This is a genomic window from Curtobacterium sp. GD1 (assembly GCF_020882855.1).
In the GTDB taxonomy this organism is placed as follows: domain Bacteria; phylum Actinomycetota; class Actinomycetes; order Actinomycetales; family Microbacteriaceae; genus Curtobacterium.
Map to the genome: position 1 here is coordinate 18,466 of NZ_JAFEVQ010000008.1, position 21,120 is coordinate 39,585.

General features: G+C 72.3%; 21 protein-coding genes. 15 read left to right on the forward strand and 6 right to left on the reverse strand.

Annotated elements, in window-relative coordinates:
* Positions 1-25 precede the first annotated feature (25 nt).
* Complete coding sequence (locus JSX79_RS05915; protein WP_070418022.1) at positions 26-529, reverse strand: flavin reductase family protein; 504 nt, start codon at positions 527-529, stop codon at positions 26-28.
* Positions 526-1,041, reverse strand: a complete 516-nt coding sequence (locus JSX79_RS05920; RefSeq protein ID WP_070418021.1) for an NADPH-dependent FMN reductase — start codon at positions 1,039-1,041, stop codon at positions 526-528. Before JSX79_RS05920 ends, JSX79_RS05915 begins: the two co-directional genes overlap by 4 nt.
* A gap of 640 nt (positions 1,042-1,681) precedes the next feature.
* Here JSX79_RS05920 and JSX79_RS05925 point away from each other — a divergent pair.
* The 10 genes from JSX79_RS05925 to JSX79_RS05970 all read left to right on the forward strand — a co-directional run bounded on the left by JSX79_RS05925 (position 1,682) and on the right by JSX79_RS05970 (position 12,910).
* Entirely contained in the window at positions 1,682-2,863 is a 1,182-nt protein-coding gene (locus tag JSX79_RS05925) for a sugar ABC transporter substrate-binding protein (RefSeq protein WP_070418020.1), read from the forward strand.
* On the forward strand, positions 2,860-4,491 hold the full coding sequence (locus JSX79_RS05930) for a sugar ABC transporter ATP-binding protein (RefSeq protein ID WP_229085447.1): 1,632 nt from the start codon (positions 2,860-2,862) through the stop codon (positions 4,489-4,491). The genes JSX79_RS05925 and JSX79_RS05930 overlap by 4 nt, the downstream gene beginning before the upstream one ends.
* Positions 4,491-5,528: an ABC transporter permease gene (locus JSX79_RS05935; protein ID WP_070418018.1), complete on the forward strand. Its 1,038-nt coding sequence runs from the start codon at positions 4,491-4,493 to the stop codon at positions 5,526-5,528. The genes JSX79_RS05930 and JSX79_RS05935 overlap by 1 nt, the downstream gene beginning before the upstream one ends.
* A 31-nt stretch (positions 5,529-5,559) precedes the next feature.
* Positions 5,560-6,672: a pyrimidine utilization protein A gene (gene rutA / locus JSX79_RS05940; protein WP_229085448.1), complete on the forward strand. Its 1,113-nt coding sequence runs from the start codon at positions 5,560-5,562 to the stop codon at positions 6,670-6,672.
* A complete protein-coding gene (locus JSX79_RS05945) occupies positions 6,669-7,577 on the forward strand; it encodes a carbon-nitrogen hydrolase family protein (RefSeq protein WP_229085449.1) in 909 nt (302 codons plus the stop codon). The genes rutA and JSX79_RS05945 overlap by 4 nt, the downstream gene beginning before the upstream one ends.
* Positions 7,574-9,226, forward strand: coding sequence for an amidase (locus JSX79_RS05950; RefSeq protein ID WP_229085450.1), 1,653 nt, complete (start codon positions 7,574-7,576; stop codon positions 9,224-9,226). Before JSX79_RS05945 ends, JSX79_RS05950 begins: the two co-directional genes overlap by 4 nt.
* A gap of 43 nt (positions 9,227-9,269) precedes the next feature.
* The gene (locus JSX79_RS05955) at positions 9,270-10,727 is read left to right on the forward strand and encodes an MFS transporter (protein WP_229085451.1); all 1,458 of its coding nucleotides are present in this window, start codon (positions 9,270-9,272) and stop codon (positions 10,725-10,727) included.
* Positions 10,728-10,839: 112 nt separating this feature from the next.
* Positions 10,840-11,463 carry an isochorismatase family protein gene (locus tag JSX79_RS05960; RefSeq protein WP_071295724.1) on the forward strand — a complete coding sequence of 208 codons (624 nt, stop codon included), beginning with the start codon at positions 10,840-10,842 and terminating at the stop codon, positions 11,461-11,463.
* Positions 11,460-12,080 (forward strand): TetR-like C-terminal domain-containing protein, encoded by a 621-nt coding sequence (locus JSX79_RS05965; protein WP_070418012.1) that lies wholly within the window; start codon positions 11,460-11,462, stop codon positions 12,078-12,080. The genes JSX79_RS05960 and JSX79_RS05965 overlap by 4 nt, the downstream gene beginning before the upstream one ends.
* Positions 12,077-12,910 carry a GntR family transcriptional regulator gene (locus JSX79_RS05970; protein WP_070418011.1) on the forward strand — a complete coding sequence of 278 codons (834 nt, stop codon included), beginning with the start codon at positions 12,077-12,079 and terminating at the stop codon, positions 12,908-12,910. The genes JSX79_RS05965 and JSX79_RS05970 overlap by 4 nt, the downstream gene beginning before the upstream one ends.
* A 12-nt stretch (positions 12,911-12,922) precedes the next feature.
* Here the strand turns inward: JSX79_RS05970 and JSX79_RS05975 are convergent, their stop codons facing one another.
* Positions 12,923-14,008: a YeiH family protein gene (locus JSX79_RS05975; RefSeq protein WP_229085452.1), complete on the reverse strand. Its 1,086-nt coding sequence runs from the start codon at positions 14,006-14,008 to the stop codon at positions 12,923-12,925.
* Between the two features lie 134 nt (positions 14,009-14,142).
* On the opposite strand from JSX79_RS05975, the gene JSX79_RS05980 reads away from it, so the two are divergent.
* Positions 14,143-14,751, forward strand: a complete 609-nt coding sequence (locus tag JSX79_RS05980) for a hypothetical protein (RefSeq protein WP_229085453.1) — start codon at positions 14,143-14,145, stop codon at positions 14,749-14,751.
* A gap of 74 nt (positions 14,752-14,825) precedes the next feature.
* On the opposite strand, the gene JSX79_RS05985 is transcribed toward JSX79_RS05980, so the two are convergent.
* Positions 14,826-15,410, reverse strand: coding sequence for an LppP/LprE family lipoprotein (locus JSX79_RS05985; RefSeq protein ID WP_229085454.1), 585 nt, complete (start codon positions 15,408-15,410; stop codon positions 14,826-14,828).
* 143 nt (positions 15,411-15,553) lie between these two features.
* Here JSX79_RS05985 and JSX79_RS05990 point away from each other — a divergent pair, with 143 nt between their 5' ends.
* Entirely contained in the window at positions 15,554-15,904 is a 351-nt protein-coding gene (locus JSX79_RS05990; protein WP_071295720.1) for a hypothetical protein, read from the forward strand.
* A gap of 73 nt (positions 15,905-15,977) precedes the next feature.
* On the opposite strand, the gene JSX79_RS05995 is transcribed toward JSX79_RS05990, so the two are convergent.
* Positions 15,978-17,693, reverse strand: coding sequence for an APC family permease (locus tag JSX79_RS05995; RefSeq protein WP_083403373.1), 1,716 nt, complete (start codon positions 17,691-17,693; stop codon positions 15,978-15,980).
* Positions 17,694-17,840: 147 nt separating this feature from the next.
* Here JSX79_RS05995 and JSX79_RS06000 point away from each other — a divergent pair, with 147 nt between their 5' ends.
* Positions 17,841-19,178, forward strand: a complete 1,338-nt coding sequence (locus JSX79_RS06000) for an NAD(P)/FAD-dependent oxidoreductase (RefSeq protein ID WP_229085455.1) — start codon at positions 17,841-17,843, stop codon at positions 19,176-19,178.
* A gap of 57 nt (positions 19,179-19,235) precedes the next feature.
* Positions 19,236-19,367: a DivIVA domain-containing protein gene (locus JSX79_RS06005; RefSeq protein ID WP_083403365.1), complete on the forward strand. Its 132-nt coding sequence runs from the start codon at positions 19,236-19,238 to the stop codon at positions 19,365-19,367.
* Between the two features lie 29 nt (positions 19,368-19,396).
* Here JSX79_RS06005 and JSX79_RS06010 read toward each other — a convergent pair whose 3' ends face one another.
* The gene (locus tag JSX79_RS06010) at positions 19,397-20,263 is read right to left on the reverse strand and encodes a LysR family transcriptional regulator (protein ID WP_229085456.1); all 867 of its coding nucleotides are present in this window, start codon (positions 20,261-20,263) and stop codon (positions 19,397-19,399) included.
* Positions 20,264-20,358: 95 nt separating this feature from the next.
* Here JSX79_RS06010 and JSX79_RS06015 point away from each other — a divergent pair, with 95 nt between their 5' ends.
* A complete protein-coding gene (locus JSX79_RS06015) occupies positions 20,359-21,081 on the forward strand; it encodes an SDR family NAD(P)-dependent oxidoreductase (protein WP_229085457.1) in 723 nt (240 codons plus the stop codon).
* Positions 21,082-21,120: the final 39 nt, after the last annotated feature.

Below are 21,120 nucleotides of genomic sequence, written 5' to 3' on the forward strand. Positions count from 1 at the left end.
GCCTCCCGTCCCTGCGTCAGCGCGCTCAGGCGCTCAGCGTCGCGAAGGCGGACCGGTGCCAGACCAGCGGGCTGTGCGCGAAGTCCGACATGAGCCCGAGGACCCGGAGCACGACGATGTCGTGGTCACCCGCCGGGTAGGTGTGCTCGACGGCGCACTCGAGCCAGATCGGAGCGCCCTCGAGGAAGACCGACCCCGACTCGGACACCGTCGTGTCGACGCCGACGAACCGGACCGACTTGTCCTTCGACGCGAGCTGCCGGGTGACCTGCGCGTGCCCCTCGCCGAGGATCGAGACCCCGATCGTGCCGGCCGCACGCAGCACCGGCCACGTCGACGACGTGTGCTGCACCGCGAACATCACGAGCGGCGGGTCCTGCGACACCCCCACGGTGAAGGACGAGGCGACCAGCACGGTGGGCTCGTCGTCGACGACGGCGGCGAGCGCCGCGACCCCGCAGGGGAAGCCGGAGAACGCCTGACGGAGGGCACCGAGGTCGGGGGCCTCGGGCGAGTAGGGGCTGATCATGAGCGGGTTCCTTCCTGGAGGCTCGCGGTCGCGCCGAGGACGACGTCGCGCCACCGGGCGAGCCAGACCTCGGTCGATGCGGGCTCGGAGTACTGCTTGTCGTTGAGGTACAGGGCCGGAGCCGGGACGGTCGCACCGAGCTCGACGAGCACGGGCTTGAGGAAGACCTCGGGGGCGAGGGCGTGCGCGGGGCCGGCGCCGAGCATGAGCGGGACGGCGACGACACCGGCGAGGCCGTCCCCGGTGGCGAACTGGTCGAGGAAGAGCTTGAGGACGCCGGTGTAGGTCGCCTTGAACGTGGGCGAGGCGACGACGACGAGGTCGGACGCGGCGACGGTGCGCACCGCTTCCGACACCGCGTCGTCGCCCCAGCCGAGCAGGCCCGGGCCGAGGTCGATCACGTCGACGACGTGGTCGGGTGCCCGACCGGTGAGGCGTTCGAGCACGACCGTGGCCGCGTCGAGCGTCCGCGATGCCGGCTTGGGGTTGCCGGCGACGACGGTGGTGATCATCGATCTGCTCCTGCGGTCGGGGACGGTGTGCGACTGCAGTCCATCCGCCGTTCGTTTCGCCTCCGTGGCGCGCCCGTATCGGGTGGGTTACGCCAGGGGGCGCCGGATGCCACGGCGGGGAATGCCCTGGTCAGCGGGTGCCGCTCCGGGCGGGTCCGTCGCATTCCGCCAGCGGGGTCCGCTCGGCCGACCGCCGACTTGTGAGAGACGCGTTACCGGAAGTCGGCGCGATTGCTTCCGGGGTGTTTCGCCCGGGCGGCGCCGCCGCACGGACGCGCGGATCCGCACCGCTCCGGGGTGGGGCGGCGGGATCGCCCGCCCCGGAACGGCGCGGCACGGCGGCTCGACGACGTCGTGGCGTCGGTGGCCTAACACCGGCGAAACAAACGCCTAACAGGACCGTTACCGCCGGGCACCCGCTGGCGGGCCGCAGCCCGTTACATTCGCATCAGCCCCACCGGAGCGGCCCCGTCACCCCGACGCATCGCCCCCGGCGGAGCGCTCTCCCACACCCCGAAGTGACCGACGCCCCTCGTCGTCACGCCCACCCCGCGCCGCGGGGTGTTCGGCGTACCCGCAGCACCGGCAGCACCCGCACCCGTCACCCGTCCCCGCACCACGTCCTGGAGGTCCTCGACCGATGTCGTCCCCCGCACCCACCCGAACGCGGCTCGCACGTCCCGCGCTCCTGGCCGCCGCACTCAGCGGTGTGCTGTTCCTGTCCGCCTGCTCCGCCACCTCGACGGCCTCGACCGACTCGTCCGACGACTCCGCCGGGGTCGAGCACGCCACCAGCCAGATCACGGCGGCGAGCGTCGACCCGGAGTTCACCTTCGAGGGCAAGCCGTTCGACATGTCGAAGATCGCGGGCAAGACGATCTTCAACATCCCGAACTCGTCCGCCGTGCCGTTCATCGTGTCCGTCGACGAGGCCGGGCAGCAGCTCGCCGAGGAGTACGGCGCGAAGTGGATCGAGTACACGAACCAGGGCACGCCGACCGAGCAGTCCGCCGGCATCGACCAGGCGATCAGCCGGAAGGCCGACATCATCGTCCTCGCGCAGGGCGTCAACGGCGAGCTCATCGTCCCGGCGCTCAAGCGTGCGAAGGCCGCCGGCATCCCGGTGCTCATCAGCCACACGTACCAGACGGGTGAGGCGCTCCCCGACCAGCTGCAGGACCTCGTCGCCGCCCAGGTGACCGCGCCCTTCCACGAGGCCGCGAAGCTCAACGCCGACTGGGCCATCAAGGAGACGAAGGGCGCGGGTGACGTGCTCATCATCACCTCGTCGGAGGTCCCGCCGTCGGACGGCATCGTCAAGGCCATGCAGGAGGAGTTCGACGAGTACTGCTCGGGCTGCAAGGTGAAGGTGACGAACGTGCCGGTCGCCGACTGGGCGACGAAGATCTCGTCGACCGTCCAGTCCGCGATCCAGTCCGACCCGAACCTCGACTACGTCCTGCCCGTGTACGACTCGATGGCCCTCTTCGTCGAGGCCGGGGTGACGGCGGCCGGCAAGACCGGCCAGGTCTTCACGTCCTCGTACAACGGCACGCCCGCAGTGATGAAGATCCTGCAGGAGGGCAACGTCATGACGATGGACATCGGCGAGAACATGGAGTGGCTCGCCTACGCCACGCTCGACCAGGCCGGTCGCGTCCTGACCGACACCCCGATCATCGAGGACGGCGACGAGCAGACCCCGCTCAAGGTGTTCACGAAGGACAACGTCGACGAGGCGGGTACCCCGCCGGCGCCGAGCAAGGGCTACGGCGACGCGTACAAGACCGGGTACGAGGAGATCTGGGGTCCGGCGAAGTGAGCGCCACCCGGGAGGCACGGCGCAGCCCCGCAGCGTCCGCTGCGGTCGTCGAGGCCGGTGCGACCACCGCGCCGGTCCTGCGGATCAGCGGGCTCACCAAGCGGTTCGGCGGACTGACCGCGCTCGACGACGTCGAACTCGAGGTCCGTCCGGGCCAGGTGCACGCGCTGCTCGGCGAGAACGGTTCCGGCAAGTCGACCCTCATCAAGATCCTGTCCGGCACCTACGCGCCGGACCCGGGAGCGACGATCGAGGTCCGCGGCTCCCGGCTCCCGCTGCCGGTGCCTCCCGGGTACTTCCGCCGCGTCGGCATCAGCTTCGTCCACCAGGACCTGGCCCTCGTGCCGTCGCTCGGGGTGACCGAGAACCTCCGGCTCGCCACCGTCGTCGCCGGCCGCGGTCCGTTCGTCCGCTGGGGCGCCGAGCACCGGGCGGCCGCGGAGCTCTTCGCCCGCTACGGCGTGGACATCGACCCGCGGGCCCGGATCGAGGAACTGACCGACACGCAGAAGGCGCTCGTCGCGATCCTGCGGGCCGTCGCCGAGCTGGGCGACGACCGGGCGCTCATCGTCCTCGACGAACCGACGGTGTTCCTGCCGAAGGAGGACGCGGACCTGCTCTTCCGCGTCGTCAAGGACCTCGTGTCCGACGGCCGCACGTCGGCCCTCCTCGTGTCGCACGACATGGCCGAGGTCCTCGAGCACGCCGACCGCGTCACGGTCCTCCGGGCCGGTCGGGTCCAGGCGCACCGGGACACCGCGACCACGACCGCGGACGAGCTCGTCTCGCTCATCGTCGGACGCGGGCTCGACGGCGCGGCCGCACGCAGTGCCCGCCCCGCCACCACGGGCGACGCGGTCGTGACGGTCCGGGACCTCCGGGCCGGTGTCGTCGACGGGCTCTCGTTCGACGTCGCGGACGGCGAGGTCGTCGGCATCACCGGGCTCGCCGGCTCTGGCGTCGAGGACGTGCTTCCCGGCCTGTACGGCGCCCGGGCGGCGACCGGGACCCTCACGGTCCGGGACGCCACGGTCGACCTCGTCGCCACCAGCCCGGCGACCTCGATCGCCCGCGGGGTCGTCTACGTCCCCGCCGACCGCAAGCGCGAGGGCGGTGCCCTGACCCTGTCCGTCGAGCAGAACGTGACCCTGCCCGTCCTCGGGAAGCTCCGCGGACTGCTCGGGCTCTCGCCGGCACGGGAGCGGTCGCACGTCGAGGGCCTCGTCCGCGACTGGGACGTCCGTCCCGCCGACCCGTCCGCGCTCTTCGGCACGCTCTCCGGCGGCAACCAGCAGAAGGCCGTCCTCGCGAAGTGGATGCAGGACGACCCGCGGCTCGTGCTGCTCCAGGAGCCGACGCAGGGCATCGACGTCGGCGCCCGTGCGGCGATCTTCTCGATGCTCCGCCGGACCGCCGACCAGGGCGTCTCGATCGTCTGCGCCTCGACCGACTACGACCAGCTCGCCCAGATGTGCGACCGGGTCGTGGTCCTCGCCCACGGCCGCGTCCACGACGTGCTCACCGGCGACCGGATCGACCGCGACGTCATCGCGGCGGCCGTCGTCGCCAGCCTCGTCGATCCCGCTCCCTCCTCCCCCGACTCCTCCCCCGTCAAGGAGACCGCCTGATGTCCACCACCGCCGAACCCGCCCTCGAGACGTCGATCGTCCGCCCCACCCGCCCGCGCTTCTCGTGGGGGCACACCGAGCGCTACGCCCTGCTCGGCGCCTGGCTCGTCATCGTGATCGCGTTCAGCATCGCGCTCCCCGACACCTACCCGACCCTGGGGAACCTGCAGAACATCCTCGGGTCCCAGTCGGTGCTGCTCATCCTGGCGCTCGGCTTCCTGTTCCCCCTGACCGCGGGTGAGTTCGACCTGTCCGGCGCCTCGACGATGTCGCTCTCCGCCATGACGATCGCCGTCCTCAACGCCAAGATGGACATCCCGCTGCTGCCGGCGATCCTGGTCGGCCTGGCGATCGGCGTGGTCGTCGGCCTGGTGAACGGCCTGCTCACGGTCGCGTTCCGGATCGACTCATTCATCGTGACGCTCGGCACCTCGACGTTCATGATCGGGATCATCCAGTGGATGAGCGCGTCCTCGTCGGTGACCGGCATCGACCCGGCGCTCGTCCAGGCGACCGTCGGGTGGCGCGGGCTCGCCGGGCTGCCCCTGGCGTTCGTCTACGGCCTGATCGCCACCGTGGTCGTCCTCATCGTCCTCAGTGCCACGCCGGTCGGTCGACGGCTGCTCTTCGTGGGCACCGGTCGCACGGTCGCCGAGCTCTCCGGCCTGAACGTCCGCCGGCTCCGCGTCGGCGCGTTCGTCGGCGCGGGCCTCACCGCCGCGGTGGCCGGGGTCGTCTACGCCGGCACGCTCGGCGGGGCGGACCCCTCGAGCGGGCAGTCGTTCCTGCTCCCCGCGTTCGCCGCCTGCTACCTCGGGGCCACCGCGATCATCCCCGGACGCTTCAACGCCATCGGCACCTTCATCGCCGTCTACTTCCTGTTCTCCGGCGTCGTCGGGCTCCAGATGCTCGGCGCCGACAACTTCGTCCAGCAGCTCTTCTACGGCGGTGCGCTCATCGTCGCCGTCGCGGTCTCCCAGACGATCCGACGGCACTCCGTCGCGAGCGCCGCCAAGGCCGCCGCCAAGCAGTCCTGACCCTCCTCCACACACAGAAAGCGAGTCCCCCATGGACATCGGAGTCTTCATCCCGATCGGCAGCAACGGCTGGCTCATCTCCACCACCTCGCCGCAGTACAAGCCCTCGTTCGACCTCAACCTCGAGATCGTGCAGAAGGCCGAGTCGTACGGCTTCGACTTCGCCCTGTCGATGATCAAGCTGCGCGGCTTCGGCGGCCCGAGCGGGTTCTGGGACGAGAACCTCGAGTCCTTCACCCTGATGGCCGGCCTCGCTGCCCGGACGGAGCGCATCCGCCTGTTCGCCACCACGGCCGTCCTCACGATCCCGCCGGCGATCGCCGCACGGATGGCCGCCACGATCGACTCGATCTCGCACGGGCGCTTCGGGCTGAACCTCGTCGCCGGGTGGCAGAAGGCGGAGTACGACCAGATGGGGCTCTGGCCGGGCGACGAGGTGCACTTCAAGCGTCGCTACGCCTACCAGACCGAGTACATGCAGGTCATGAAGGAGCTGTGGGAGGACGGCGTCAGCAACTTCCAGGGCGAGTACTTCCAGATGGACGACTGCCGGATGCTGCCGAAGCCGACGTCGCACATCCCGATCGTCTCGGCCGGGCAGTCCTCGCAGGGCATGGCGTTCGCGGCGGAGTACTCCGACTACAACTTCTCGATGGGCGTCGGCGTGAACACCCCGACCGCGTACGCCGAGCAGAACGAGGCGCTCCTCGCCGCGCGGGAGAAGACCGGGCGGGACGTCGGCTCCTACGTGCTGTTCATGGTCATCGCCGACGAGACCGACGAGGCCGCGCAGGAGAAGTGGCGGCGCTACAGCGACGGCGTGGACGTCGAGGCCATCGCCTGGATGACCGGGCAGGCGCTCACCGACACGAACGGCGAGGACGGCAACACCGCGAAGCGGATCTCGCTGCCGGAAGGTGCCGTGAACATGAACATGGGCACGCTCGTCGGCTCCTACGAGCACGTCGCGGCGATGCTCGACGAGGCCGCCGACGTCGCGGGCACCAAGGGCATCATGCTCGTGTTCGACGACTTCCTGCAGGGCATGGACGACTTCGGCACCCGCATCCAGCCGCTCATGCGCACCCGCGAGGGCGTCGTGTCGTCGGCACCCGCCGTCACCCCGAGCGCGGTCACCGCATGACGGTCGGCAGCACGGCGCCGACCCTCGAGGTCGCGGTGGTCCAGGCCGGGCAGATCCCCGCCGACGGCGACGCCGCGCTCGACGGCCTCATCGCGCTGTTCGAGCAGGCCGCCGAGGGCGCCGACCTCGTCGTCTTCCCCGAGCTCACCACCACGCCCTACTTCTGCGGCGTCCGGAACGACAGCCGCAAGGCCTGGGCGCAGCCCGTGCCCGGTCCGGCGACGGCACGGTTCGCCGAGGCCGCGCGCCGACTCGGCACGGCGGTCGTGTTCGGCCTCTACGAGGACGCCGGCGACGCGCAGTACAACAGCGCGGTGCTCATCGACGCCGACGGCACCCTCGTCCACGGCACCGACGTGCACGGCGACCGCGTGCCGGCGTACCGGAAGACGTCGATCCCGACGAACGCGATCTCCGACGTCGACGAGAAGCACTACTTCGCGCCGGGGTCGGGGCCGGTCGTGTTCGACGCGCTCGGCACCCGCTTCGGCATGCTCATCTGCTACGACCGGAGCTTCCCCGAGTACTGGCTCGCGTCACGGGCCGCGGGTGCCGAGGTGATGCTCGTGCTCGTCTCCTCGATGGGGTTCCGCGAGACGCTCTTCACGCAGGAGCTGCAGGTCCGCGCCCTCGAGACGCAGACCTGGGTCGTCGCCCCGAACCGCGGCGGCGAGGAGACCGTGGACGGCAAGACCGTGAGCTACTTCGGCCGCTCGTCGGTCGTGTCGCCCCGCGGCGAGCTCGTGGTCTCTGCCCCGGCGCACGAGGCCGGACCCATCGTCCGGGCGACGCTCGACGTCGCCGAGGTGGCCGCGGCGCGGGAGGACTTCCCGCTCGGGCGCGACCGGCAGCCCGGGGTGTTCCGGTACCTCGCGGACGCCCACGCCGCGGCGGTGCCGGCGTGACGGACGTGTTCGCGGTCGTGCGCGGGACGATCGCGCCCCAGCTGGAGCAGGCGCTGCACGACAGCCGCGCGAACCCGCTCCCGGCCGCCCCGTCGTCCCTGCCGGCGGAGCCCGGGCACAGCCAGGCGCTGTTCACCCGGCTCCTCGCGGCGGCGATCGACGCGGCACCGACGCCGGCAGCACCGGTCGCCCCCGGTCCGGCGTCCACGGTGTCCACGGCCGCGACGGCGTCCGACCCCGCCGCGGCGAGCGTCACCGAGCTGCTCGCGGCCTACCGCGACGGTTCCACCACCCCCGCCGCCGTCGTCGGAGCCCTCGCCCCGCACTGGACGAGCGACGACGTGTGGTCCGACGCCGTCCTCCGCCTGGTCGACGGCGCCGAGCAGGCAGCGGTCGAGTCGACCCGGCGCTGGGCCGCGGGCGAGGCCCGTGCGCTCGAGGGCGTGCCGTTCGCGGTGAAGGACATCATCGACGTCGCCAGCACGGTCGTCACGAGCGGCTCGCTGCAGACCGGTGACCGCGTGGCCCCCGCTGACGCCACCGTGGTCGCCCGGCTCCGTGCTGCCGGGGCGATCCCGGTGTTCACGGCGGCGACGACCGAGTTCGCCTGCGGCGGCCCGCACAACGCCCGGTACGGCGCCGTGCGGAACCCGTGGGACCCCGAGCGCTGGACGGGCGGGTCGTCGACCGGCTCCGGTTCCGCCCTCGCCGCACGCATCGTCCCGCTCGCGCTCGGGTCGGACACCGGCGGATCGATCCGGGTGCCGTCGGCGCTGTGCGGGACGACCGGCATCAAGCCGACGTACGGCCTCGTCCCGCGCACGGGCGTCGCGAGCCTGTCGTGGACGCTCGACCACGTCGGACCGATGGCCCGCACCGCCGAGGACCTCGCGCTCGTGCTCGCCGTGATCGCCGGTGGCGACGGGCAGGACCCCACGACGCACACCGCGGTCCCGCTCGTCGAGGCGGCACCGGGACGGATCGCGGGGATGCGCATCGGCGTGCCCCGGGCCTGGTTCACCGAGCGGGTGGACCGTGCGGTGCTCGACGCGCACGCGGCCGCGGTCGACCGGTTCGCGGCACTCGGGGCCGAGATCGTGCCGATCGAGTTCGACGACCTCGAGGCGATCGACGCCGAGTGCTGGACCGTCTTCTACGGCGAACTCGCGGCCAACCAGGAGGCCAACGCCGCCACCGCCGACCTGTTCGACGCCGGCACCCGTGCGCGGTTCGACGTCGCGTTCACGCCGACGGCCGCGGACTACCTCCGGTCCCTCCGACGCCGTCCGCTCGTGCAGGCCGCGATGGTCGCACGGATGGACGAGGCCGGGGTCGACCTCGTCCTCACGCCGGGGATCGGTGCCACGGCGCCCCGACTCGACGACCTCACGATGACGGTCGACGGCGTGCCGTACAACCTGCACGACGTGATCCCCCGGAACACCCGGGTCTTCGACTACGTCGGCTTCCCGGCGCTCATGATGCCCGCCGGGACCGCGCCGGACGGTCTGCCGGTCGGCGTGCAGCTCGTCGCACGCCCGTGGGACGACCGACTCGTCCTGTCCGCCGCCGCCGCGTTCCAGGAGGTCACCGACCACCACCACCGGGTGCCGCCGGCATCCGCCACGGGAGGGTCGACCGATCAGTAACCGCACCACGGACGAGGACGGCGCCCGCCGACGCGCGTGGCAGGTGCTCTGCGCGTCGAGCCTGAGCGTCGTCCTCGTCTTCATCTCCTCGAGCGCCCTGCTCGTCGCGCTCCCCGACGTCAGCCGTGACCTCGACGCCTCCGCCCTGCAGTCCAGCTGGGTCCTGCTCAGCTACATGCTCACCACGACGACGCTCATCCTCGTCTTCGGCCGGATCGCGGACCTCGTCGGGCGTCGCCGTCTGTACATCGCCGGCATCCTCGTCTTCCTCCTCGCCTCGCTCGCGTGTGGTGCAGCACCGGACGCCGCCGTCCTGCTCGCCGCCCGACTCGTGCAGGGCGTGGGTGCGGCGGCCATCGTCACGAACACCACGGCGCTCCTCACCGACGTGTTCCCGGAGTCGATCCTGTCGCTCGGCCTCGGGCTGAACGCCACCGTCGCCGCCGTCGGACAGGTCATCGGCCCGGTCGTCGGCGGCCTCGTCGCGGAGTCGTTCGGCTGGCGGTGGATCTTCCTCGCCGGGGTCCCGATCTCGCTCGCGGGGCTCGTCTGGTCGCTGCGACTCATCCCCCGCACCGCCCGACCACGCTCCGGCGAACGCCTCGACGTCCCGGGCTCGGTGCTCTCCGTGGCCGCGGTCGGGCTGCTGGTCGGTGCCGTGTCGGTCGGCGGTTCCGCGGGCTGGGCCACCGTCCCGGTGGTCGCGATGGCCTCCGGCGCGGTGCTGCTCGGAGCGGTGTTCGTGTGGACCCAGCGCCGGGTCCCGCACCCGCTCGTCGACCCGGCGATCTTCCGCGACCGGGCGACCATCACGCTCTTCTCGGCCGCCGGCCTCTGCGCACTGTCGAGCTACGCCCTCGTGCTCCTGGCGTCCCTGTCGTTCCAGGCCGTCTCGGGCAAGGACGCCGTCGAGGCCGCGCTCTGGGTGCTCCCCACCCCGATCGGCACGACCGTGGCCGCGGCGAGCGCCGGGGTCCTCGCCCGCCGGGTGCCCGCGCGCACGCTCTCCACCATCGGCATGCTGCTCATCGCGGTCGGGGCGGCGGTGCTCGCGGGGTCGCTCGCCGACGACGGTGCCTACGCCGTGACGGCCGTCGGACTCGGTGCCGTCGGGGTCGGCACCGGGGTGTTCATGACGCCGAGCACCTCGGCCCTGATGACCCGCGTCCCGGAGCACCGCCGGGGCATCGCGAACGCCATCCGGTCGGCGCTGCAGAACGCGGGCTTCCTGTTCTCCACGGCGCTCGGTCTGGCGATCGCCACGAGCGGGCTCTCTGCCGCGCAGCAGGCCGCGGCGTACGACGGCAGCCTGCTCGGCCTGCCGGCGACCGACGTCCAGGCCTTCGTCGACGGCGTGCGCACCGCCGCGCTCACGTTCGCCGGGTGCGCGGTCGTCGGCGCGCTCATCGTCGCGTTCGGCCCGTTCGGTCCCCCGGACCGCCAGGCACCGCTCCGACCGGACACGTCCGGCCCGGTGCCCGAGCCGGGGACGAGCGCATGACCGCCACGACGGGCACCGACCGCACGCAGGGGCCGACCGCCGGCCGACGTGCCGGGGTCGCGCCGCGCCTCCAGGCCCCCACCAGCCAGCCCCACGACGGAAGCAGGACCGCATGACCGACGACCACGACGACTACGTCTCGGCCGGCTACACCGGTGCGCTCGAACCGGGCCGACGGGCGGCGCTCGTCGTCGTCGACCCGGTGAACGCCTACGTCGACCCGGCGTGCGGGCTGTACGCCGGCGTCGAGGAACCCGTCGAGCGCATGCGCGAGCTCACGGCCGCGGCCCGGGCGGCCGGTGTGCACGTCGCCGTCACGACCATGGCGCTGTCGGCCGACGGCTCCAACGCGGGGGTGTTCTTCCGGAAGGTGCCGGCCCTCGCGGCGTACCTGCCCGGCACGTCCACCGGCGCGTTCATCGAGGGGCTCGCGCCGGTCGACGGGGACACCCTCGTGCCGAAGCAGTACCCGAGCGCGTTCTTCGGGACCTCGCTGGCCGCCGACCTCGTCGCACGAGGGGTCGACACGCTCTTCATCGCCGGACTCTCGACGAGCGGGTGCATCCGGGCCACCGCGACGGACGCCATGCAGCACGGCTTCGTGCCGATCGTCGTGCGCGAGGCCGTCGGCGACCGGCTGCCGAGCGTGCACGAGGCGAACCTGTTCGACATCCAGGCGAAGATCGGCGAGGTGTGGGGCATCGACCGGGTGCTCGCGCTCTGGAGCGCCGCGTGAGCACCGAGGCCCCGGTCCGCGGACGGCCCCGCAACGCCGCGGTCGACGAGGCCGTGTACACGGCGTGCATCGCGATCCTCGCCGAGGGCGACCCCCGTGCCTTCACGATCCGGGCGGTCGCCGACGCCGCCGGGGTGGGGGCGGCGACGATCTACCGGCGCTGGTCCAGTCGCGACGTGCTCCTCACCGAGACCGTCATCCGCCTGATGGAGGAGTCGATCCCGACGATCCTCGACGCCCCGATCGACGAGGGCGTCCTCGGGCTCACCCGCGGCTGGGTGCACGCGCTCGTCGCGACCCCGGTCGGCCGGGCGCTGCCGCTCATCGTGGAGCTCGCCTCGCACGAACCCCGGGTCGCCGAGGCGGTCGCCGCGTGGCACCTCGACCGACGGGTCCGGGTGAACGCGATGCTCCAGCGGGCGATGGACGCCGGCGACCTGCGGCCCGACGTCGACCTCGGGATCGCCGTCGACCTGCTCGGCGGTCCGACCTTCTACCGCCGGGTGTTCGTGTCCATCGACATCCAGGCACCCGACTACCCGGTGCGCCTCGCCCGGGAGTTCCTCCGGTGGGCCGGGTGGACCGGCGACACCACGACCGTGGGGGTGGTCTCGTGACCGACGTCGCACCGGACGACCGACTGGACGGCACCGCGGGACGTCGTCCGGTCCCGCCGTGGACGGACATGGCCATCGGCGACGTCACGCCCGGGCACTGGATCGGCTTCAACCGACGCTCGGACGCCGCCCGGCAGGTGTCCGACCTCATCCGCGCGGACATCGTCGCCGGACGGTTCACCGGACCGCTGCCGTACGAGTGGGAACTCCTCGACCTGTACGGCACGACGCGGAACGTCCTGCGCGCGGCGCTGACCCTCCTCAAGGAACAGCGCCTGCTCACCCGGGCACCGCGGTCGGGCACGTTCGGCGTGCGTCCGGTGGCCTCGGTGAGCCTCGCCCGGACCACCGAGGAGGTCACGATCTACGGCGAGAACACCGGCGGCAGCGTGTTCGACTCCCCGCGGCTGAGCATCGTGCACCTGTGCGTCCAGCTCGTGCCCGCGCCCGAGACCGTCCGCCGGAACCTCGAGATGGACGGCAGCGCCGCGTACTTCGTCGAGAGCCTCATCTCGTTCGACGGGGAGCCGAGCCGGGTGCGGACGAGCTGGGTGCCGCAGGAGCGGTTCCCGGACCTCGTGTCGGAGCCGCTCACCGAGTACGTGCCGGACGTGCTCGTGCGGCGGGTCGGGCAGCGGCCGGTCGCTCGTCGACTGCTGCTCAGCACGGTGAACGCCGACCAGTGGAGCGCGGACCTGCTCGACATCGACCCGGGGCAGGCGATCTTCCACATCGAGCGGCTGATGTGCCTGGCCGACGGGACCCCGGTGGAGTACGGGTTCTCGCGGTACCGGGGCGACCGGGCGGTGATCGACTCCCGCATCGTGTGAGCCTCGACGCCGTCAGAGGAGCCCGAACACCGCCTGCGCGCCGAGGCTCGTCCCCGCCACGAGCACCCACAGCGCGATCCCGAGCAGCATCGGCCGGAACCCCGCCCGCCGGAGCGCGCCGAAGTCCGTCGAGACCCCGATCGCGGCGAGCGCCACCGTGATGAGGAACGTCGCGGCGGTGGAGAACCCCGGGGCCGCTGCGGCCGGCAGGACCCCGAGGGTGCGGAGGAGCACGACCACGAGGAACCCGATGAGGAACCACGGGACCAACCGGAACACGCGGAACCCGCGGACGCCCCCGGCGCGGGCCGTGTCCACGCCGGACGCGACCTGCTCGCGGGAGGTGCGCCGTGCCTCCAGGCCGGCCAGCCCCACGACGATCGGGATGATCATGAGCGTCCGGACCAGCTTCACGACCACCGCCGTGTCGGTCGCCTGGCGACCGTAGACGGTCGCCGTGGCGACCACCGACGAGGTGTCGTTCACCGCGGTGCCGGCGAAGACGCCGAACGCGTGCTGCGAGAGTCCCAGCGCGTGGCCGACCAGGGGGAAGACGAAGACGGCGGCGATGTTGCACAGGAAGATCGTCGACATCGCGTAGGCGACGTCCGCGCTGACCGCGCCGATCACGGGCGTGACGGCCGCGATCGCCGAGGCGCCGCAGATCCCCGTCCCGACGCCGATGAGCGTGCGGAGGGCACTCGAGACCCGGAGCAGCCGACCGATCCCCCACGCTGCGACGAGGCACACGACGAGGGTCGTCAGCATCACGGGCAGCGTCTCGCCGCCGATGCGGAGCACCTCGGCGATCGAGAGCTGGGCGCCGAGCAGGACGACGGCGAACTGCAGGATCCGGCTCGAGGCGAACTTCACGCCGGGCTGCAGCAAGCCGAGATCGCCGCCCGAGCCCGCGCCGGTGCCGTCGTGGTGTCGTCGTCGGCGGACGAGCCACCCGACCAGGGCGCCGAGCACGACCGCGGGGACCGGGCCGCCGACGACCGGGATCTCGCGGCCGACGACGGTGGCGGTGAGCCCGATCACGAGGGCGAGCGCGACACCCGGCAGGACGGAACGGGTGGCGATGCGGGTCAGGGGCACGGTCCCAGCATGGTCACGTCGTGCTCCCTCCGCCACCAGCGCGGTCGTGGGGACGTCGCGGCGGTCGCTCAGCCCCCCTGGACTGGAGGCACGGGGCGCGGTCCGCGGACCGCGCGGGCGGGCAGGATGGCCCAGTGGAGTACGAAGCCGAGCGGTGGGTTCAGCGGCTCCGGGACGGTGTCGCGCCACCGCGGTGGTCGCTGGTCGTGACGGTGGTGCTGTTGGTCGTGATCGGCGGCGGGGCGCTCATGCTCGAGCTCCCGCACCTCGACTGGTTCACCAGCGGCCGACACCGACTCTCCCTGTTGCTCCTCCCGGTCGTCCTGCTGGCCTGGGGCCTCTGGGTCGCGTTCGGCTCACGGTCCAGCGGACGACGCGACCGGCGCGCCCTCGCCCACATCCGGGCTCGTGGTCCGGTGCGCTTCCACCTGCCCGTACGGCCCGCGGGCGACGAGGCACCGCAGATCTGGACGGTGCACGACCACGGCTTCTCCGCGTGGACGCCTGACCGTGTCGACCCGGTGGACGCGCTGTCGTGGCACGACGTCGAGAGGATCGACCTCGTGACCGAAGAACGACGGGGGCAGCGCGTCGATGTGGCGATCCGCATCTCGCAGGTCGACGGCGGCTGGCTCGTGCTCCTCCCTCGAACAGCGCTCGGCCGCCCGTACCCAGCTCGCCAGGTGAAGCTCGACGTCCTCATGCGCGTGCTCCGCTCGCTTCGCCGTGAGCCGGCCCGCTGACCGGAGGTGGTCCGACCCGGTCGGAGCGCGGAGGTGGCGCCGGAGGCCGGGCACCTCGTCACGCGGGTCGCGGCTCAGCCGGCCGGCGGCACCTGCCCCGTCATCACCACGCGCCCGGCAGCGTCGTCCCACCGGAACGTCGCGTCCGCCCGACCGCTCGCGTCCGCAGTCGACTCGTCCGGCTTCGCGTAGCGGTAGGCGACCGCGATCGTCGACGGGTCGGTCCGGCTGATGTCCGGGACGAAGCCGTACTGCTCCTTCGTGGCCGTGCCGAGGTAGCGGCCGTCGTGGAAGAGGAGGATCGCGACCGGCGAGCTGCCGGTCGCGAGGTCCAGGCTCACCGTGACCCAGGACAGCGGGGCGCACGCCTCGTACCCGGACGTGTCGGCCCGTGCGGCGTCCCACTTCGCGTCCTCGAGCCCGGCCGGCAGCGGCAGGTCGGCGATCGGCTGGGCGGCGGCCTCGGCACCGGTCGACGGACCGCACGTCGGCGTGGGGGTCGGAGTCGACGTCGGGGTCGGGGTCTCGGCGACCGCAGTCGGCGTGGCGGTCACGGTGCGGGTGGCGGTGGCGGTGGGGCCGGCGGTCGTCCCGCCGCTGCACCCGGTCAGGGCAACGGCCAGGACGGCGGCGAACAGGATCCCCCCGGTGGTGTTCACGGTGCGCATCCGGACAGGTTCCTCCTCGCCCTGCACAGAGTTCTCGGCGTATTCTTGGTTTCGGAAGCAACGACGATTCCGGCCATGCCTCGTCGTGTCGCGTTCCCCGACCTCGACGGGCCCCGACCCGACCAAGAGCCCTCGTGTCTGAACACCTCATCGAGTACGTCGCCCGTGACCGAACGGGCATCACCGCCGTCGTGACGACCACCAGCGTCATCGACGTCGACACCGTGATCAAGCACATCCACGCCGGTCACGCCGGGTACTACGTCGCGGCCGACTCGTGGAAGCGCACGCCGGTGCGGAGTCTGTCGTTCCTCGGGGGCGCGTACCTGTTCGCGAACTGGGACGGCTCGAAGCGGAACATGCTGCACGATCTCGCGCTCCGCGCTCCGACCCGGTCCATCGAGACGAAGCCGGTGGCGCGGCGTCCGCGGTTCTCGCGGGTGCTCGACGCGATCCTCGGCCGGCGGCGGTCCCACCGGCACTGACCGCACCGACCGACGGACGGGAGGCACGGTGCGGGCCCGCCCCGCGCCTCCCGTCCGCCGCCGGTGCGCGAGATCAGTCGTCGTCGCGGCGACGCGACCGCGTCCGCCGGAACCGCTTGCCGGTCTCCTCGTCGACCGCGATGCTGCCCGTCGGCAGGTTCGAGAAGTCGGGCGCGATCACGGTCGGCTCCGGGACGCCACCCGGTCCGTCGAGGACGAGGATGTTGCTCGTGCTCGTGAGCGTCCGCCCCCGGAAGAAGTCCGGGGACCGCACCCACCAGACGACCATCAGCACGACACCGATGAGGATCGCGCCGACACCCACCACGGCGACCGCTCCGATGCCGAGGATCGTGACGTCCTTGCCGTCGTCGCCCTGCAGCCAGTCGGGTTGGGCGAACTGCACGAGTCCGTAGACGAACGTCACCGCGAGCGTCAGGCCGCCGAGCAACGGGACGAGCCCCCGCATGACGAAGTTCCGCACGGTGCTGAAGAGTGTCCGTCGGTAGACCCAGACGCACGCGAAGCCGGTCAGCCCGTAGTAGAACGCGATCATCAGGCCGACGGAACCGATCAGGGCGGTGAGCAGGTTCGTCGAGATGACGGTGAACAGCACGTAGAAGCCGATCGACGCGATGCCCATCCCGATGGTCGACCAGGTCGGCGTGAGGAAGCGCCGGTGGATCCGGGCGAAGTGCGACGGCAGGGCCTTGTAGACCGCCATCGAGAGCGAGGTGCGGGCGGTCGGCATGATCGTGGTCTGCGTCGAGGCGGACGCCGAAGTGAGGATCGAGAACGACAGCAGGGCCATCGCCGCGTGCCCGAGGAACGAGTTGCCGAAGAGCGCCGGGCCGATCGCCGAGAACACGTCGTCCGCGTTGCCCTGCGCCCCGAGGCCGATGCCCTTCGTCCCGACGCCGGCGAACGCGATCGCCGCGATCGACACGAGGGCGTAGATGACGAGGAGCAGGACCGTGCTGATGACGGCTGCGCGACCGGGGGTCTTCTCGGGGTCCTTCGTCTCCTCGTTGAGCGAGACGGCGGTGTCCCAGCCCCAGTAGATGAAGATCGCCGTGAGCATGGCGGGGGCGATGACCGAGCCGAAGTCCATGCCGCTCGGCCACAGCCACGACAGCGACGGTGTGATCGAGCCCTCGACGCCGTTGCCGGTGCCGACCCGCACGAGCGCGACGGCAGCGAACATCACGAGCACGAGCACCTCGATGCCGAGCAGGACGTACTGCAGCCGGGCCGACACCTCGACGCCGACGTAGCAGATGAAGGTCATCACGGCGATCCAGGCCACACCGGCGACGGTCGACCAGAGCGTGCTGTTCCCGAGGGCGCTGATCGCCGGGTCGTTCGTGAGGACGCCAACGAAGGAGTACCCGTACGAGCCGGCGATCTGGGCGAGGTTCGCCATCACGATGACGTCCGCGGCGATGATCCCCCACCCGCCGAGCCACCCCGTCACGGAACCGAACGCCCGGGTCGCCCAGGTGAACGTCGTGCCGCAGTCGGGGTCCTCGCGGTTGAGCTCCTGGTAGGCCACGGCGATCATCCACATCGGGATGAACGCGAGCAGCATGATCGCCGGGGCCTTCACCCCGGCGAGGAGCGCTCCCCCACTGGCCACGACCAACCCGAGGCTCGCGGCCAGGCTGTAGGCGGGCGCCGTGGACGAGATGCCCATGACGACGCTGCCGACCAGGCCGATGGCCCCCGGTCGCAGTCCCTTCTCCGTGCCGACGGTCTCGGTCGACACCGTCACGACCCGTTCGTCTCGCATGACCACCACGCTCTCTCGATGGCGAGCGACGGAAACCGTCGCCGTCGCTCCACGACTCTGTGGATACGAGCACTGAAACTAGACCTCAGCAACGATTTCCGCACCTGGCTGTGTCAATCTTGATCCAGTCCCGAGAGGAGCACCAGCATGGAGGACGCCGACGTCGTCGTGATCGGTGCGGGCGTGGCGGGGCTCGCGGCCGCACGGGTGCTCGCCGGGGCCGGGCGCCGGGTCGTCGTGCTCGAGGCCCGGGACCGGATCGGCGGTCGGGTCCACACCGACCGGACCGACGGGCACGTGACGGACCTCGGCGCGTCGTGGATCCACGGCGTCGAGGACAACGCCGTGGCCGACGCCGTCGCCGCGTTCGGCCTCCGCACGGTCGAGTTCACCGTCGGCGGGTACCAGGTCGACAGCCGGCCGATCGCGTACCACGGGCCCGACGGTCGTCGGCTCGAGGCCGGTGCAGCCGCCCGGTTCGCCGACGACGTGCGCACGGTCGACCGCGCCCTGGCCGACGAGGTCGAGCGATCGGCGCCGCTCGACAGCTACCGCGACGTGGTCGCCCGGGCCGTCGCGGCGCAGGGCTGGGACGCCGAGCGGGCGGAACGGGTCAGCGAGCACCTCGAGCACCGGAGCGAGGAGCAGTACGGGGTCGCGAGCGACGAGCTCGCCGCGCACGGGCTCGACGACGACACGATCGCGGGCGACGAGGTGGTGTTCCCGGACGGCTACGACGCCCTGCCCGCACACCTCGCCGTGGGGCTCGACGTCCGGCTCGGGCACGTCGTCGAGCGCATCGACCACGGGGACGGCGGGGTGGTGGTCACGAGCAGCCGCGGCCCGTTCCACGCCGAGGCCGCCGTCGTCACGGTGCCCGTCGGGGTGCTGCAGGCCGGTGACCTCGTGATCGAGCCACCGCTGCCCGCACGGCACCGGCAGGCACTCGGACGGCTGCGGATGAACGCCTTCGAGAAGGTCGTCCTGCGGTTCCCGGAGCGGTTCTGGGACGCCGACGTCTACGCGGTCCGGCAGCTCGGTCCGGCCGGACGGTGGTGGCACTCCTGGTACGACCTGACGCGGCTCGACGGGGTGCCGACGCTGCTCACCTTCGCGGCCGGTCCGGCAGCGCGGGCGATCCGGGGCTGGAGCGAGGAGCGGGTCGCGGGCTCGGTGCTCGAGCAGCTCCGGCGACTGTACGGCGACGCCGTGGGGACGCCGACGTCGGTGCTCGTGACGGCGTGGCAGGACGACCCGTTCGCCCGGGGCTCGTACGCGCACATGCTCCCGGGGTCGACGACGAGCGACCACGACGACCTCGCGGTGCCGATCGCGGGACGCGTGCACCTGGCGGGTGAGGCGACGTGGACCGACGACCCGGCGACGGTGGCCGGCGCGCTGTACTCGGGGCACCGTGCGGCGGTCGCGGTGCTCGGCCACGACGTTCCGATCGACCGGGTCTGGACGGGTACACCCGCCGGGTGACCTGTGCGAGGATCGTCGAGCACGCCGGCACGAGGGGTCCGGCACGAGGGGGAGAGCATGCTCGCGAGCGATGTGGCGAACGCGAAGTTCGCACCGACGAAGTGGCGCGAAGGGTACGACCAGCGCGAGGTCGACGACTTCCTCGACCGCGTGGTGGTCGCGCTGCGGCAGCACACCACCCGCCGCTGACCGGCCCCGTCAGACGCTGACCGGCCCGGTCAGGCGCTGACCGCGCCCGCGGCGTCCCCGATCCGCAGCCCGGTCGCCACGAGCCGCGCGACCGCCGGCGTCTCCCGCCCGACCGGCCACCCGAGCACCGTCGTCGCGAGGGGCGCGTCGAGCACCGGCACCGCGACGTGCTCGGGCCACTGCCAGGCCCGGCTCGAGCGCGGGATCACGAGCAGCGTCCGACCGAGCGCGACGAGCTGCGCCAGCTGCGACTGCGAGTGCACCTCCGGCCCCGGCCCCGGCGGGTAGGTCCAGTCGGCGAGCGGCCACCGCGCCATCGGCAGGTCGGGGACCGACGACACCTCGGCCATCGTGAGGGACCGGCGGTCGGCGAGCGGGTGCGAGGCGGGGACGATCGCGACCTGCGGCTCGGAGTACAGGTCGACCGACTCGATCCCGGTGAAGTCGTCGAACGGCCGGTGCATGACCGCCACGTCCGCCGTGCCGTCGAGGAGGAGTCCCGCCTGCTCACCGATCTCGCAGAGCACCACGTCGACCGGCACGTCCTCGGGGGCGGCGTCGAGCAGGGCCTGCAGGAACTCGTGCGACGACCCGGCCTTCGTCGCGAGGACGAGCCGCTGCTCCGGTGACCCCGCGCGTCGGGTCCGCCGGACGGCAGCGCGCACGGCGTCGAGGGCGGCCTGGGCTTCGCGGAGGAGCGCCGACCCCGCGTCGGTCAGGGTCACGCCACGACGGTCACGGTCGAAGAGCCGGACGCCGATCCGCTCCTCGAGCTGCCGGATCGCCCGCGACAACGGCGGCTGCGCCATCCCGAGCCGGAGCGCCGCGCGGCCGAAGTGCAGTTCCTCGGCGACGGCGACGAAGTACCGGAGCTCGCGCGTCTCGACATCGTCCACGACCGGCAGCCTACGCCGACCGATACCCGGCGAGTATCACCACCCACCCGATCGGTGTTGGACGCGGGAACCACCCCGGACGGACGATCGAGCACATGGACGACAAGACGACCGCGCTGGTGACCGGCGCGAACAAGGGCATCGGGTACGCGATCGCCGAGCAGCTGGGCGCGACGGGGATGCGCGTGCTCGTCGGCGCACGGAGCGACACCGGCCGCGAGGAAGCAGTGGAACGACTGCGGGCGAGCGGGGTCGACGCCCACGGGGTCCGGATCGACGTGACGAGTGACGAGGGCGTGGCAGCCGCCGCAGCGGAGGTCGAGGAGCGCTTCGGCCGACTCGACGTCCTCGTGAACAACGCCGGGATCTCGGGCCCGTTCGATCCGGAGACGTGGACGCAGGACCCGACGACGCTCGACCTCGACGTCGTCCGGCAGGTCGTCGACGTCAACGTCTACGGCGTCGTCCGCGTGACGAACGCGATACTGCCGCTGCTGCGCCGCTCCCCCGCGCCGCGCATCGTGAACGCGTCGAGCAGCATGGGGTCCCTCGGCCGCCAGCCGGGTCCGGTGATGGCCGCGTACGCTCCGTCGAAGACGTTCCTCAACGGGATCACGACCCAGTACGCGAGGGCGTTCGCGGACACCCCGGTCATCGTCAACGCTGCATGCCCGGGGCTCGTCGCGACGGACTTCAACGGCTTCAGCGGCGACCGCACGGCCGCGCAGGGCGCGGCGACGGCGGTGCGGCTCGCGACGCTGCCGGACGACGGCCCGCGTGGTGGCTTCTTCGAGGACGCGGGCGTCGTCCCCTGGTGACCACGGACACGACGGGAGGCCCTGCGCACGTTCCGCACG